This is a genomic window from Klebsiella sp. TF21-TM (assembly GCF_019753495.1).
Classification (GTDB): domain Bacteria; phylum Pseudomonadota; class Gammaproteobacteria; order Enterobacterales; family Enterobacteriaceae; genus Klebsiella; species Klebsiella quasipneumoniae.
The window spans coordinates 39436-53446 of sequence record NZ_JAIJYL010000022.1 but is presented as its reverse complement, the minus strand read 5'-3'; the positions used below and the strand labels follow the sequence as shown (position 1 = coordinate 53446).

The following is a 14011-nucleotide window of genomic DNA, read 5'->3' as shown; positions in this document are numbered from 1 at the left end:
CTCGCTCATTTAATCTTGGGTTAATCCGTTATTTTACCTTTTTCCACGCGGAACATCTTCGAATTTTTGTCCGACATGTCCATAACGTGCTCAGCGCTGATGGCGCTGACGAAAACCTGCGACTGCGTCGCTTTCAGGCGACTGGATAACAGACCGCGGCGGGCATCATCGAGTTCCGAGGCAAAATCATCTATCAGGTACAGGCAGCGCCGCCCGCTGACGCGGGTGAGGAACTCGCCCTGCGCCAGACGCAGGGCGCACATCAGCAGCTTAAGCTGCCCGCGCGATAAGGTATCTTCCACCGGCGCCCCGTCGGCGCGAATACGGAAATCCGCTTTATGCGGGCCGTGGGCGGTATAGGTTAACATTCTGTCACGCTCGAAATTCCGCTCCAGCACTTCAGCGTAGTCGGTCTCTTTTTCCCAGCCGCGCTGGAAGGAGAAAGAGAGCGAGAATTCCGGTAAAAATTGCTGACAGGTATCCGCCATGTCTTCGACGATAGCGGCGCTGTATTCGGCACGCCAGCGGCTGATCTGCTCCGCCAGCGGGATTAATTCCAGATCCCATGGCCGCAGCTGGGCATAACGGCTGACCTGACGCAGCGCGGCGTTGCGCTGCTTGACCAGGCGCTTCAGGTTGCTCCAGGCGGTGAAGAATCCGGCTTCGTTATGAAAGCATCCCCAGTCAAGAAATGCTCTTCTGTATTTGGGGCCGCCGTTGAGTAAAGTAAACCCCTCCGGCGTAATCAGCTGCATCGGCATCAGGTGCGCCAGCTCCGCCACTTTGTGGCCGTCGGTGCCGTCGATACGCACCTTGCTGTCGCCCTGTTTGTCTTTGGTCAGGCCGATGGCGGTTTCCCGCTCTTCGCCCTGCAGACGGCCATGCAGAACAAAGGCCTCCTGCTCGTGGCGGATCACCCGGCCAATTTGCAAACTGCGAAACGCCCGGCCATGGCCAAGCGTGTAGATGGCTTCCAGCACGCTGGTTTTGCCGCTGCCGTTCGCGCCAACCAGGAAGTTAAAGCCGGGAGATAAAGCGAGATCCGCATGTTCAATATTGCGGAAATCTTTGATAAGTAAGCGCGTCAGTGACATATCTGGGTTTCTTCGGGCCAGGGCGTAATCGGCGCAGCCAGTTTCAACGCGGACTGCGCGCAGACCCTGGAGCGTACACGAAGTACGTGACAGGGACGAGCACAGCCCAGGTTGAAAATGGCAAGTAAGATAGCCCGATATTTTCTATAAGCGCATAGGCATGACAACATAGGCTGCGCTTTGTGAAGCCGCATCCTCAATCTGCACGCTCGACACCGAATCCGTCAGCAGAATGCGCACATTCTCGCACTTCAGCGCGTTCAGCACATCCAGCACGTAGCTAACGTTGAAGCCAATCTCCATCTCCGTGCCGGCGTAGGTCACGTCCAGAATCTCTTCCGCTTCTTCCTGCTCCGGGTTATTGGCGGTGATTTTCAGCTGATTTTCGCTAACGTACAGCCGCACGCCGCGGAATTTCTCATTGGAGAGAATCGCCGCGCGGGCAAAGGCCTGCTTCAGAATATCGCAGCCCGCTTCGAGGTGTTTATCCGGATTTTTCGGCAGTACGCGGCGATAATCCGGGAAACGGCCATCAACCAGCTTCGAAGTGAAGATAAAATCGCCGACATGGGCGCGGATATTATTGCTGCCGATCTGCACGCGCAGCGGCGTATCACCGCCGTCGAGCATCCGCATCAGCTCAATCACCCCTTTACGCGGCACGATCACCGAATGGTTCGGCAGCGACGCTTCCAGCGGCATCGAACAGACCGCCAGCCGGTGACCGTCGGTAGCGACGGTGCGCAGTTCGCTGCCTTCGGTTTCGAACAGCATACCGTTTAAGTAGTAACGAACATCCTGGTGCGCCATCGAGAACTGCGTCGCTTCGATCAGACGCTTCATGGTCGCCTGCGGCAGGGTAAATTCCACCTCACTCTGCCAGTCGTCAAGATTCGGGAAGTCGGCAGCGGGCAGGGTCGACAGCGAGAAGCGGCTGCGGCCGGAACGCACCAGCATGCGATCGCCTTCCAGCTGCACCGCGATCTCCGCGCCTTCCGGCAGGCCGCGGCAGATATCAAAGAATTTACGCGCCGGAACGGTGGTGGCGCCCGCTTCGTGCGGCTGAACCAGCGCCACGCGCGCCACCATCTCCATTTCAAGATCGGTACCGGTCAGCGACAGCGCGCCGTCCGCGACCTGAAGCAGCAGGTTACCGAGAATGGGCAGCGTCGGACGACCACCTAACGGACCGCTCACCTGTTGCAGCGGTTTTAATAAATGTTCACGTTCTACGGTAAATTTCATAGCGTCACGAGGATAATGTTCTGATTAAATTGGAAAAATCTTCTTTAATGTCGTGGCTTTCTTCACGCAGCTGCTCAATCTTGCGGCAGGCGTGCAGCACGGTGGTATGGTCGCGGCCGCCAAACGCATCGCCGATTTCCGGCAGGCTGTGGTTGGTCAGCTCTTTGGCCAGCGCCATCGCCATCTGGCGAGGACGCGCCACCGAACGGGAGCGGCGTTTGGACAGCAGGTCCGCTACCTTAATCTTGTAGTACTCCGCCACCGTCTTTTGAATATTGTCGATGGTGACCAGTTTTTCCTGCAGCGCCAGCAGATCGCGCAGCGCTTCGCGCACGAAATCGATAGTGATCGCCCGGCCGGTGAAGTTGGCGTTGGCGATAACGCGGTTCAGCGCCCCCTCCAGTTCACGCACGTTTGAGCGCAGGCGCTTGGCAATAAAGAACGCCACTTCGCCCGGCAGGCGGATGTCGTTCTCATCGGCTTTTTTCATCAGGATCGCGACGCGGGTTTCCAGCTCCGGCGGCTCGATCGCCACCGTCAGCCCCCAGCCGAAGCGGGATTTCAGACGATCTTCAACGCCGTTGATCTCTTTGGGATAACGATCCGAAGTCAAAATGATCTGCTGATTACCTTCCAGCAAGGCATTGAAGGTGTGGAAAAACTCTTCCTGGGATCGCTCTTTATTAGCGAAGAACTGAATGTCATCGATCAGCAGGGCGTCAACGGATCGGTAGTAGCGCTTAAACTCTTCGATGGCGTTGTTCTGCAGCGCTTTAACCATGTCCTGAACGAAACGCTCCGAGTGCATATAGACCACTTTGGCGTTCGGTTTACGCGCCACGATACCGTTCCCCACCGCGTGCAGCAGGTGGGTTTTACCCAGACCCGTTCCGCCGTAGAGGAACAGGGGGTTATAGGCGCCGCCCGGGTTATCCGCCACCTGACGCGCCGCCGCGCGGGCCAGCTGGTTAGATTTACCTTCGACGAAGTTATCAAACGTGTGTTTCACGTTAACGTTAGAACGGTAGGTCGGCTCCGCCGGCGCCGGGACATTATCCCAGCCAGGGCGCACGATCGTCGGCGCCACGCGCGCGGTCTGCACCTGCGCCGCCGGGATAGTCGCTGCGGCCGGGCTTACCGCCCCTTTCTGCAGCGAGCTGGCGGGCTTAGTTCCCACCTCAAAACGCAGCTGCGGGGCGTCCGCACCGCAAAAATCATTGAGGAGTCCATTGATATTATTGAGGTATTTGTCCCTTACCCAGTCGAGCACAAAACGATTTGGCGCATACAGTGCCAGCGTGTTATCGCTCAGTTCCGCCTGCAATGGGCGGATCCACATGCTGAATTCTGTGGCTGGTAACTCATCCTGCAATCGGGCAAGACACTGCTGCCAAAGCGAAAGTGACACGGCGGACTCCACTCGAACATAAAATCGATATCAAAGAAAAACTGAAACAATCGTGATTGTTGGCACACGTCGACAAGACCCTGCATTAGCCGAAAAGCCCCTGCACAAAAGGGGTGACGTGCGAACCGCTATCTGCGGTTATTTCCCGCTGCGGATCCGGGGATCGCGATCGGGACCGGGGATCATAGCCTAAACTGAGAAAGAGATCTTGTGTTTCTCAACAGATTCTTCCCGATTTATCCACAGGAAGGATCGAAACCGGGTAAGTGTAATCGATCCTGGGAGGAGTGAAGCACGATTTCCGCCGCATATTGGAAAAATTAATGAGCTATGCCGCTTTTGGGCGGAAACGATCTAACAAAGATCCTTCAGGATCCTTGCGCTTTACTGGCCAGGCCGTATAATCCCCCACCCGGCGCGTAATGCCCGTTTTCGTCACGCGTCTCAGCTTATTTTTTGTGCGACGAGGTGCGAGAAATAAGGAAAGAGAATTGACTCCGGAGTGTACAATTATTACAATCCGGCCTCTTTAATCACCCACGCTGAGGCGTAAGTCGTTCGAAGTTCGTTCGGGTCTACGCAAAAGTCAGTGAATTTATTCAAGTTTAGGTAGAAATCGCCATGAAACGCACTTTTCAACCGTCTGTACTGAAGCGCAACCGTTCTCACGGCTTCCGTGCTCGTATGGCTACTAAAAATGGTCGTCAGGTTCTGGCACGTCGTCGTGCTAAAGGCCGCGCTCGTCTGACCGTTTCCAAGTAATAAAGCTAACCCTGCGTGGTTAAGCTCGCATTTCCCAGGGAGTTACGCTTGTTAACTCCCAGTCATTTCACTTTCGTCTTCCAGCAGCCACAACGGGCTGGCACGCCGCAAATCACCATCCTCGGCCGCCTGAATTCGCTGGGGCATCCCCGCATCGGTCTCACCGTCGCCAAGAAAAACGTGAAACGCGCACATGAACGCAATCGGATTAAACGTCTGACGCGTGAAAGTTTTCGTTTGCGTCAACATGAACTCCCGCCAATGGATTTCGTGGTGGTGGCGAAAAGAGGGGTTGCCGACCTCGATAACCGTGCTCTCTCGGAAGCGTTGGAAAAATTATGGCGCCGCCATTGTCGCCTGGCTCGCGGGTCCTGATCGGCCTGATTCGAGTTTATCAGCGCCTGATTAGTCCGCTACTCGGGCCGCATTGCCGTTTCACCCCAACCTGTTCTCAATACGGAATTGAGGCCTTACGCAGGTTTGGAGTGATAAAAGGCAGTTGGTTGACGATGAAACGCGTATTAAAATGCCACCCTTTACACCCTGGTGGTGACGATCCCGTCCCGCCTGGACCATTTGATACCAGAGAACACTAACGATGGATTCGCAACGCAATCTTCTTATCATCGCTTTGTTGTTCGTGTCTTTCATGATCTGGCAAGCCTGGGAGCAGGACAAAAATCCGCAACCCCAGCAGCAGACCACGCAGACTACGACCACAGCAGCGGGTAGCGCCGCCGACCAGGGCGTACCGGCCAGTGGCCAGGGGAAACTGATTACGGTTAAAACTGATGTGCTTGATCTGACCATCAACACCCGCGGTGGTGATGTTGAGCAAGCGCTGCTTCCGGCTTACCCGAAAGCGCTGAAATCGACTGAACCGTTCCAGTTACTGGAAACTACGCCACAGTTTATCTACCAGGCGCAGAGCGGCTTAACCGGTCGTGACGGCCCGGATAACCCGGCTAACGGCCCGCGTCCGCTGTATAACGCTGATAAAGATGCGTATGTACTGGCTGATGGCCAGAACGAAATCGTTATTCCGCTGACCTATACCGACAAAGCCGGCAACGTCTTCACCAAGACCTTCACCCTGAAACGCGGTGATTATGCGGTGAACGTGGGTTATAGCGTGCAGAACGCCAGCGAGAAACCGCTGGAAGTCTCGACCTTCGGTCAGCTGAAGCAGACCGCCGCGCTGCCGTCCAGTCGCGATACGCAGACCGGCGGCCTGTCCACGATGCATACTTTCCGTGGCGCAGCGTTCTCCACCGCGGATTCGAAATACGAAAAATACAAATTCGATACCATCCTGGACAATGAAAACCTGAACGTCAGCACCAAAAACGGTTGGGTTGCCATGCTGCAGCAGTACTTCACCACCGCGTGGGTGCCGCAGAATAACGGGACGAATAACTTCTACACCGCCAACCTCGGCAACGGCATTGTCGCTATCGGCTATAAATCTCAGCCGGTACTGGTGCAGCCTGGTCAAACCGACAAACTGCAGAGCACGCTGTGGGTCGGCCCGGCGATTCAGGACAAAATGGCTGCCGTCGCGCCGCACCTGGATCTGACCGTCGACTACGGCTGGCTGTGGTTCATCTCCCAACCGCTGTTCAAGCTGCTGAAATTCATCCACGGCTTCCTCGGCAACTGGGGCTTCTCGATTATCGTCATCACCTTTATCGTTCGTGGCATCATGTACCCGCTGACCAAAGCGCAGTACACCTCCATGGCGAAGATGCGTATGCTGCAGCCGAAAATTCAGGCCATGCGCGAGCGTCTGGGCGACGATAAACAACGTCAAAGCCAGGAGATGATGGCGCTGTATAAAGCGGAAAAAGTGAACCCGCTGGGCGGCTGCTTCCCGCTGATTATCCAGATGCCGATCTTCCTTGCGCTGTACTACATGCTGAGCGCCTCGGTAGAACTGCGTCATGCGCCGTTTATCCTGTGGATCCACGATCTGTCTGCGCAAGACCCGTACTACATCCTGCCGATCATCATGGGCGCGACGATGTTCTTCATCCAGAAGATGTCGCCGACCACCGTGACCGACCCGATGCAGCAGAAGATCATGACCTTTATGCCGGTCATCTTCACGGTGTTCTTCCTGTGGTTCCCGTCTGGCCTGGTGGTGTACTACATCGTCAGCAACCTGGTGACCATTATCCAGCAGCAGCTGATTTACCGTGGTCTGGAGAAGCGTGGCCTGCATAGCCGCGAGAAGAAGAAATCCTGATACTCTTCATTCTTCAAGCCAACGCATCTGCGACTTGGATAATTTAGAGTAGTTACGGTAACGTTAATGCCAGAGAAGGCGGTCAATGGACCGCCTTTTTTACATCTACATAGAGAGTCACCATGAGCCATAACGACACTATCGTCGCCCAGGCAACCCCACCGGGACGCGGGGGTGTGGGCATCCTGCGTATCTCCGGCCTCAAAGCGCGCGACGTCGCGCAGGCGGTACTCGGCAAGCTGCCGAAGCCGCGCTATGCCGACTACCTGCCGTTCAACGACGTTGACGGTACGCCGCTGGATCAGGGGATTGCGCTGTGGTTCCCCGGGCCGAACTCCTTTACCGGGGAAGATGTGCTTGAGCTGCAGGGCCACGGCGGCCCGGTCATTCTCGACCTGCTGCTCAAACGTATTCTGACCCTGCCGGGCCTGCGCATCGCCAGACCGGGCGAATTCTCCGAGCGCGCGTTCCTTAACGACAAGCTCGACCTGGCGCAGGCAGAGGCCATCGCCGATCTTATCGACGCCAGCTCAGAACAGGCGGCGCGCTCGGCGCTGAACTCGCTGCAGGGGGCGTTCTCCGCGCGGGTGAACCACCTTGTGGAAGCGCTCACTCACCTGCGCATCTACGTGGAAGCGGCGATTGATTTTCCGGATGAAGAAATTGATTTCCTCTCCGACGGCAAAATTGAAGCCCAGCTGAACGAGGTGATGGTCGACCTCGACGCCGTCCGCGCCGAAGCCCGTCAGGGCAGTCTGCTGCGCGAAGGGATGAAAGTGGTGATCGCCGGGCGGCCAAATGCCGGTAAATCAAGCCTGCTGAACGCCCTGGCGGGCCGCGAAGCGGCGATCGTCACCGACATTGCGGGCACCACCCGCGATGTGCTGCGCGAGCATATCCATATCGACGGCATGCCCCTGCATATCATTGATACCGCGGGCCTGCGCGACGCCAATGACGAAGTGGAGCGTATCGGCATCGAGCGCGCCTGGCAGGAGATTGCGCAGGCTGACCGGGTGCTGTTTATGGTCGATGGCACCACCACCAGCGCCGTTGACCCGGCGGAGATCTGGCCAGATTTTATCGAGCGCCTGCCCGCTAAACTGCCGATTACCGTGGTGCGCAATAAAGCCGATGTTACCGGCGAAGCGCTGGGTATCAGCGAAGTAAATGGCCACTCACTGATCCGCCTGTCGGCACGCACCGGCGAAGGCGTCGAGGTGCTGCGTAATCACCTCAAGCAGAGCATGGGCTTCGATACCAATATGGAAGGCGGCTTCCTCGCCCGCCGTCGCCATCTGCAGGCGCTGGAAGAGGCGGCGAACCATCTGCAGCAGGGCAAAGCCCAGCTGCTGGGCGCCTGGGCCGGCGAGCTGCTGGCGGAAGAGCTGCGTCTCGCGCAGCAGGCGCTGAGCGAGATCACCGGGGAGTTCACCTCCGACGACCTGCTGGGCCGCATCTTCTCCAGCTTCTGTATCGGCAAATAACGTTTAGTCCGTAAACGTTCACTCACCCGCATTAGCGCCGCGTTAATGCGGGTTTTTTCTTGCCCTTTGCGGCGCAACGTTCTCTACTTTTATCTCCCCCTAACCACGAGACTAAAGCATGACCGTTGAATATACCGTGATCGAGAAGGTACCCTCCGCCGAAGCGTTTTGCCACCTGCGGCTGGTAGCGGGCATGTCGCCGCGCCCCGTAGAAGGCGCCAGAGCCGGGCTGCCGCAAAGCTGTTATGGCGTACATATCCTCTGGCAGGAGACGCCGATCGCCATGGGGCGCATCGTCGGCGACGGCGCGATTAATTTCGACATTGTCGACGTCGCCGTCGATCCGGCTCACCAGGGGAAGGGCCTTGGCCGGCTGGTGATGGAGAAACTGGTCGCCTGGCTGGATGCGAACGCCTTTGACGGCGCCTACGTTACGCTGGTGGCGGATGTTCCGGAGCTGTACGCGAAGTTTGGCTTCGAAAGCGTTCGGCCGGAAAGCGAAGGGATGGCCCGCGTCTGGCGACGCCGGGGCCGCTAGTTCGCGTTTCCTGCCAGGAAAATAGCGTTGTCCAAATGGCAACTCGTCTTGCGGAGCGTATCTCACTATGCTGAACGCCATTCACATCGCGAGGATCTCATGACACGCTTTCTTCTCTGCAGCTTTGCCCTGGTTCTGCTCTATCCCTCCGGCATCGATATGTATCTCGTCGGCCTGCCGCGTATTGCTCAGGATCTGGGAGCCAGCGAGGCGCAATTACATATCGCCTTCTCGGTCTATCTGGCCGGAATGGCCTCCGCGATGCTGTTTGCTGGCCGTATCGCCGACCGCTCGGGGCGCAAGCCTGTCGCCATTGTGGGCGCGGCGATCTTTGTTATCGCCTCCCTGCTCTGCGCGCAGGCGCACACCAGCAGCCACTTCCTTACCGGACGCTTTATCCAGGGGATCGGCGCCGGCTGCTGCTACGTGGTGGCTTTCGCTATTTTGCGCGATACGCTGGACGACCGTCGGCGGGCCAAAGTGCTGTCGTTGCTCAACGGCATTACCTGCATCATCCCCGTTCTGGCGCCGGTGCTCGGCCACCTGATCATGCTGAAATACCCGTGGCAGAGTCTGTTCTACACCATGATCGGCATGGGGGTAACGGTGGGTTTACTGGCGGTATTTATCCTGCGCGAGACGCGTCCGACGGCGCCTCCGCAGACGGCTATGCCGCAGCATGGCGCGGACGAATCGCTGTTGAATCGCTTTTTCCTCAGCCGCATTCTCATCACCACCCTCAGCGTAACGGCGATCCTCACCTACGTGAACGTCTCGCCGGTACTGATGATGGAGGAGATGGGGTTCGATCGCGGCACCTATTCCATGACGATGGCGCTGATGGCGATGGTCAGCATGGCGGTCTCCTTCTCGACGCCGTTCGCCCTGTCGCTGTTTAAACCGCGCACCCTGATGATAACCTCGCAGCTGCTGTTTCTGGCGGCTGGCGTGGCGCTGAGCCTCGCCACCCACCAGGCCGTCACCCTGGTCGGGCTGGGCATGATTTGCGCCGGCTTCTCCGTCGGCTTCGGCGTCGCGATGAGCCAGGCCCTGGGGCCATTCACGCTGCGCGCCGGTGTCGCCAGCTCGGTCCTCGGCATCGCGCAGGTGTGCGGTTCGTCGCTGTGGATTTGGCTCGCCGCTATCATCGGACTCAGCGCAATGAATATGCTGATCGGGATACTCATTGCCTGTAGCATAGTGAGTCTTGTTCTGCTACTGGTCGCCACCCCGCCGCGGGTTGCGCAACACGATGAAGAAGCCGCTTTCGAGTCTCGATCTTAATTTACTCCTCTGCCTGCAGCTCCTGACCCAGGAGCTCAGCGTTACCCGTACGGCGAAGCGGATGAACGTTTCGCCCTCGGCGGTGAGCAAATCGCTGGCCAAACTGCGCGCCTGGTTTGACGATCCGCTGTTTGTCAAAACGCCGTTGGGCCTGGCGCCCACGCCGCTGGTCAGCAGCATGGAGCAGGATCTGGCGGACTGGATGCAGATGGGCAACCAGATCCTCGATAAACCGCACCACACCATGCCGAGCGGCCTCAAGTTCGAGCTGGCGGCGGAAACGCCGCTGCTGATGATCCTGTTTAACACCCTCTCCCAGCGCATCTATCAGCGCTATCCGCAGGCATTGATTCGTTTGCGCAACTGGGACTACGACTCCCTGGACGCCATCATTCGCGGCGAGGTGGATATCGGCTTCTGCGGGCGCGAAAGCCATCCGCAGTCGCGGGAGCTGCTAAGCCTGCTGCCGTGGTATATCGATTTTGATGTGCTGTTCACCGACCTGCCGCAGGTCTGGCTGCGCGCCGATCATCCGGCGCTCAGGGAGGAGTGGGATCTGGCGGCATTCTTACGCTATCCGCATATCACCATCTGCTGGGAACAACGCGATACCTGGGCGCTGGACGACGTGCTGCAGGAGCTGGGGCATAAACGTAACGTGGCGCTGACCGTGCCGGGGTTTGAGCAATCCCTCTTTATGGCGGCCCAGCCGCAGCACACCATGCTGGCCACCGCGCCGCGCTACTGCCAGCACTATAATCAGCAGCACCAGCTCCCCCTGGTCTCCCGACCGCTGCCGCTGGAGCCGCAGCATCTGGAAAAGCTTCGCGTCCCCTTCACCTTGCTATGGCATAAACGCAACAGCTACAACCCGAAGCTTGTCTGGCTTAGAGATACGCTGAAAGCGCTCTATTCCGGTACGCTGTAAGCCTTGTTTCGTGCCCATAGCACCTTATTTGCGCAAGAATTTGTAAAATTCAAACAAATTCCCTTTTCAAGGGGGGATTTCGGCATTAAAACCTGTTAATACCAGGCGATAATAGCGCCCGCCGTTTTATTCAGACCATTACTCACGGAGCGACGTATGGCAACGCATTTTGCACGAGGGATACTCAGTACCGGGGAGCCGCTATCGACACGTTTGTCAGCGGCCTGTCATCAATCCGCACGTCGGCTCCCTGAATACCGGCAAGCCCGCTTTCGCGCTTCGCGGTCGCTGCTCGCCGAACTGCTGTTTATGCTTTACGGCATCAGCGAGCTGCCTGAAATCGTTAACGAAGCCAATGGCAGACCGGTTTTTAGCGATCGTCACCTTCCCCGCTTCTCTATCTCTTATACTGGCAATATCGTTGGCGTGGCGCTGACCACCGAGGGGGATTGCGGCCTCGACATGGAGCTGCAGCGCGCCGTTCGCAGCCACGACGCCGACCGGCAAAATTTCAGTAACAATGAGAATCTGTGGATTAACATTCAGCATGACCCGGACGAAGCGCGCAGCCAGCTGGTGGCGCTGCGCCGCAGCGTGCTGAAGCTGACCGGTGAGACATCAACGCAGCTGCAGCTGCTGCCTGGCTCCGGCCGCCTGCGTACCGCCGGCAGCCTGCCGATCGAAGCCGTCTGTGACGCCGAATCGCTGCTGGTGTGGTCGATTGCCGCTACCCCGAATATCGGCCCGCTGAAGGTCTGGGAGTATGATGCTAAGGGAGGCGACTGGCACAGCCTGGCGGACGCTCAGCGCCGCGCACGCGAACCCTCAGCCCGCCTGATGCGCTTTACCAGTCTGCCCACGGAAAAAACCTTATCCCTCAATTGACCGGTCTTGCCGGCATCATGATCCAAAGGAGCAATCATGTCAGATACCTTGAAAGTGGTTACGTTACTCGGCAGCCTGCGTAAAGGGTCGTTTAATGGAATGGTCGCGCGTACCCTGCCCGGCATCGCGCCGGCGGGCATGCACATCTCCGCGCTGCCGTCGATCGGCGATATTCCGCTGTACGATGCTGATATTCAGGAGGAAGAGGGATTCCCGCAGAGCGTGCAGGAGATTGCGCAGCAGATCCGCGAGGCGGATGGCGTGGTGATTGTCACCCCCGAGTATAACTATTCCGTGCCTGGCGGCCTGAAAAACGCCATCGACTGGCTTTCACGTCTGCCCGAGCAGCCGCTGTCCGGCAAGCCGGTGCTGATTCAAACCAGCTCTATGGGCGCCATCGGCGGCGCGCGCTGCCAGTATCATCTGCGGCAGATTCTGGTGTTCCTCGATGCGATGGTGATGAATAAACCGGAATTTATGGGCGGCGTGATCCAGAACAAAGTGGATCCGCAGTCGGGTGAAGTGGTCGATCAGAGCACCCTCGACCATCTGCGCGGCCAGCTGACTGCCTTTGGCGACTATATTCAGCGGGTTAAAGCATAAAAAAAGCCCGGCAGCGATGCCGGGCTTTTTCATCATACGTGCGGATTAATGTGCATCGATAAAGACAATCTTCAGCACAAACAGCAGCGAGACGATAATGACGCAAGGGCTGAGGTCGCGCAGACGGCCGGTGCCAATTTTCATCACGCAGTAGGAGATAAAGCCCAGGGCAATGCCTTCGGTGATCGAGAAGCTAAACGGCATCATCACCGCGGTGATAAACGCCGGTACCGCTTCCGTCAGGTCATCCCACTTCACGCGCGCCAGGCTTGAGGTCATCAGCACGCCGACGTAAATCAGCGCGCCGGCTGCCGCATAGGCCGGAACCATCCCCGCCAGCGGAGAGAGGAAGATAACCAGCAGGAACAGGATACCGACGACCACGGCGGTCAGGCCGGTGCGCCCGCCTACGGAAACGCCGGAGGAGGATTCGATATACGCTGTTACCGACGAGGTGCCGATGAAGGAGCCTGCCACCGACGAGACGCTATCGACAAACAGCGCCTGCTTCATGCGCGGGAATTTACCGTTGGCGTCCGCCAGACCCGCTTTATCCGTCACGCCGATCAGCGTCCCGGAGGAGTCAAACAGGTTGACCAGCATAAAGGAGAAGATCACACCGGCCAGGCCCAGATTCAGGGAGCCCGCCAGATCGACATGACCGATCACCGAAGTCACGCTCGGCGGCGCCGAGACGATACCGGTGTAGTGTACATCACCCAGCATCCAGCCCAGCAGGGTGGTCACCACGATAGAGACCAGAACCGCGGCATGAATGTTGCGCGACGCCAGAATTGCGATGATAAAGAAGCCCAGCACGCCCAGCAGCACGCTGTGGGAGGTCAGATGACCAATGCTGACCAGCGTTTCCGGGTTTGCGACGATAACCCCGGCGTTCTTCAGGCCCATCATACCGATAAACAGACCGATACCGCTGGTGATGCCCACGCGCAGGCTCAGCGGAATATTGGCGATCATCCAGTAGCGTACGCGGAAGATCGTCAGCAGCAGCAGGCCGACGGCGCCCCAGAAAATCGCGCCCATCCCGACCTGCCACGGCAGGCCCATCGCCTGCACCACCACAAAGGCGAAAAAGGCGTTCAGGCCCATCGCCGGCGCCAGGGCGACCGGCAGGTTCGCGAACAGCCCCATCAGGATACTGCCGAAAGCGGCAATCAGACAGGTGGTCACAAACACGGCGCTGGTATCCATGCCCGCTACGCCAAGAATTTGTGGGTTAACAAAAACGATATACACCATCGTCAGGAACGTGGTGAAACCGGCGATGGCTTCCGTGCGCACCGTGGTGCCGTGCTCGCGCAGTTTAAATACGCGCTCCAGCAGACCCTGGCCAGAAGACTGGCTGGTTTGTTGTTGACTCATTATCGGTTTCCGAACGTAAGGAGGGAAAATTCGACGCTATCCTATACCAAATTACAGCACCAGGCGCGGTTGTATGGTAATTTTTTTCATTTATTTTGCTTATACGGCAACGATTGCGTCGCGGTATTGGACATGACGAAAACGTTAAA

General features: G+C 57.8%; 14 protein-coding genes. 10 read left to right on the top strand and 4 right to left on the bottom strand.

Features of this window, described 5'->3' with window-relative positions:
- Nucleotides 1-20: 20 nt before the first annotated feature.
- The 3 genes from recF to dnaA all read right to left on the bottom strand — a co-directional run bounded on the left by recF (nucleotide 21) and on the right by dnaA (nucleotide 3747).
- Nucleotides 21-1094: a DNA replication/repair protein RecF gene (recF, locus tag K5R89_RS19340; protein ID WP_023291459.1), complete on the bottom strand. Its 1074-nt coding sequence runs from the start codon at nucleotides 1092-1094 to the stop codon at nucleotides 21-23.
- 144 nt (nucleotides 1095-1238) lie between these two features.
- A complete protein-coding gene (dnaN, locus tag K5R89_RS19335) occupies nucleotides 1239-2339 on the bottom strand; it encodes a DNA polymerase III subunit beta (RefSeq protein WP_004145090.1) in 1101 nt (366 codons plus the stop codon).
- 4 nt (nucleotides 2340-2343) lie between these two features.
- On the bottom strand, nucleotides 2344-3747 hold the full coding sequence (gene dnaA / locus K5R89_RS19330) for a chromosomal replication initiator protein DnaA (RefSeq protein WP_217259540.1): 1404 nt from the start codon (nucleotides 3745-3747) through the stop codon (nucleotides 2344-2346).
- Nucleotides 3748-4368: 621 nt separating this feature from the next.
- On the opposite strand from dnaA, the gene rpmH reads away from it, so the two are divergent.
- The 10 genes from rpmH (at nucleotide 4369) to K5R89_RS19280 (ending at nucleotide 12479) form a co-directional block, all read left to right on the top strand.
- The gene (gene rpmH, locus K5R89_RS19325) at nucleotides 4369-4509 is read left to right on the top strand and encodes a 50S ribosomal protein L34 (RefSeq protein WP_000831330.1); all 141 of its coding nucleotides are present in this window, start codon (nucleotides 4369-4371) and stop codon (nucleotides 4507-4509) included.
- A gap of 15 nt (nucleotides 4510-4524) precedes the next feature.
- Entirely contained in the window at nucleotides 4525-4884 is a 360-nt protein-coding gene (gene rnpA / locus K5R89_RS19320; protein ID WP_004151535.1) for a ribonuclease P protein component, read from the top strand.
- Nucleotides 4848-5105, top strand: coding sequence for a membrane protein insertion efficiency factor YidD (gene yidD / locus K5R89_RS19315; RefSeq protein WP_004151536.1), 258 nt, complete (start codon nucleotides 4848-4850; stop codon nucleotides 5103-5105). The genes rnpA and yidD overlap by 37 nt, the downstream gene beginning before the upstream one ends.
- Nucleotides 5106-5107: 2 nt before the next feature.
- A complete protein-coding gene (yidC, locus tag K5R89_RS19310; RefSeq protein WP_023291460.1) occupies nucleotides 5108-6754 on the top strand; it encodes a membrane protein insertase YidC in 1647 nt (548 codons plus the stop codon).
- A gap of 122 nt (nucleotides 6755-6876) precedes the next feature.
- Nucleotides 6877-8241 (top strand): tRNA uridine-5-carboxymethylaminomethyl(34) synthesis GTPase MnmE, encoded by a 1365-nt coding sequence (gene mnmE, locus K5R89_RS19305; protein ID WP_023291461.1) that lies wholly within the window; start codon nucleotides 6877-6879, stop codon nucleotides 8239-8241.
- Between the two features lie 118 nt (nucleotides 8242-8359).
- Nucleotides 8360-8779: a GNAT family N-acetyltransferase gene (locus tag K5R89_RS19300; protein ID WP_101866088.1), complete on the top strand. Its 420-nt coding sequence runs from the start codon at nucleotides 8360-8362 to the stop codon at nucleotides 8777-8779.
- A gap of 99 nt (nucleotides 8780-8878) precedes the next feature.
- Nucleotides 8879-10063, top strand: coding sequence for an MFS transporter (locus tag K5R89_RS19295; RefSeq protein WP_044525103.1), 1185 nt, complete (start codon nucleotides 8879-8881; stop codon nucleotides 10061-10063).
- Complete coding sequence (gene yidZ, locus K5R89_RS19290; RefSeq protein WP_004202291.1) at nucleotides 10032-10991, top strand: HTH-type transcriptional regulator YidZ; 960 nt, start codon at nucleotides 10032-10034, stop codon at nucleotides 10989-10991. Before K5R89_RS19295 ends, yidZ begins: the two co-directional genes overlap by 32 nt.
- A gap of 309 nt (nucleotides 10992-11300) precedes the next feature.
- Nucleotides 11301-11876 carry a 4'-phosphopantetheinyl transferase superfamily protein gene (locus tag K5R89_RS19285; RefSeq protein ID WP_072096716.1) on the top strand — a complete coding sequence of 192 codons (576 nt, stop codon included), beginning with the start codon at nucleotides 11301-11303 and terminating at the stop codon, nucleotides 11874-11876.
- A 36-nt stretch (nucleotides 11877-11912) separates the two neighbouring features.
- Nucleotides 11913-12479 (top strand): NADPH-dependent FMN reductase, encoded by a 567-nt coding sequence (locus K5R89_RS19280; protein WP_023291465.1) that lies wholly within the window; start codon nucleotides 11913-11915, stop codon nucleotides 12477-12479.
- A gap of 45 nt (nucleotides 12480-12524) precedes the next feature.
- On the opposite strand, the gene K5R89_RS19275 is transcribed toward K5R89_RS19280, so the two are convergent.
- Nucleotides 12525-13862, bottom strand: coding sequence for an NCS2 family permease (locus K5R89_RS19275; protein ID WP_023291466.1), 1338 nt, complete (start codon nucleotides 13860-13862; stop codon nucleotides 12525-12527).
- Nucleotides 13863-14011: the final 149 nt, after the last annotated feature.

Coding starts and splice junctions, on each gene's coding strand:
- recF (WP_023291459.1), bottom strand. CDS start 1,094: ATGTCACTGACGCGCTTACTTATCAAAGATTTCCGCAATATTGAACAT.
- dnaN (WP_004145090.1), bottom strand. CDS start 2,339: ATGAAATTTACCGTAGAACGTGAACATTTATTAAAACCGCTGCAACAG.
- rpmH (WP_000831330.1), top strand. CDS start 4,369: ATGAAACGCACTTTTCAACCGTCTGTACTGAAGCGCAACCGTTCTCAC.
- yidD (WP_004151536.1), top strand. CDS start 4,848: ATGGCGCCGCCATTGTCGCCTGGCTCGCGGGTCCTGATCGGCCTGATT.
- yidC (WP_023291460.1), top strand. CDS start 5,108: ATGGATTCGCAACGCAATCTTCTTATCATCGCTTTGTTGTTCGTGTCT.
- mnmE (WP_023291461.1), top strand. CDS start 6,877: ATGAGCCATAACGACACTATCGTCGCCCAGGCAACCCCACCGGGACGC.
- K5R89_RS19300 (WP_101866088.1), top strand. CDS start 8,360: ATGACCGTTGAATATACCGTGATCGAGAAGGTACCCTCCGCCGAAGCG.
- K5R89_RS19295 (WP_044525103.1), top strand. CDS start 8,879: ATGACACGCTTTCTTCTCTGCAGCTTTGCCCTGGTTCTGCTCTATCCC.
- yidZ (WP_004202291.1), top strand. CDS start 10,032: ATGAAGAAGCCGCTTTCGAGTCTCGATCTTAATTTACTCCTCTGCCTG.
- K5R89_RS19285 (WP_072096716.1), top strand. CDS start 11,301: ATGCTTTACGGCATCAGCGAGCTGCCTGAAATCGTTAACGAAGCCAAT.
- K5R89_RS19280 (WP_023291465.1), top strand. CDS start 11,913: ATGTCAGATACCTTGAAAGTGGTTACGTTACTCGGCAGCCTGCGTAAA.
- K5R89_RS19275 (WP_023291466.1), bottom strand. CDS start 13,862: ATGAGTCAACAACAAACCAGCCAGTCTTCTGGCCAGGGTCTGCTGGAG.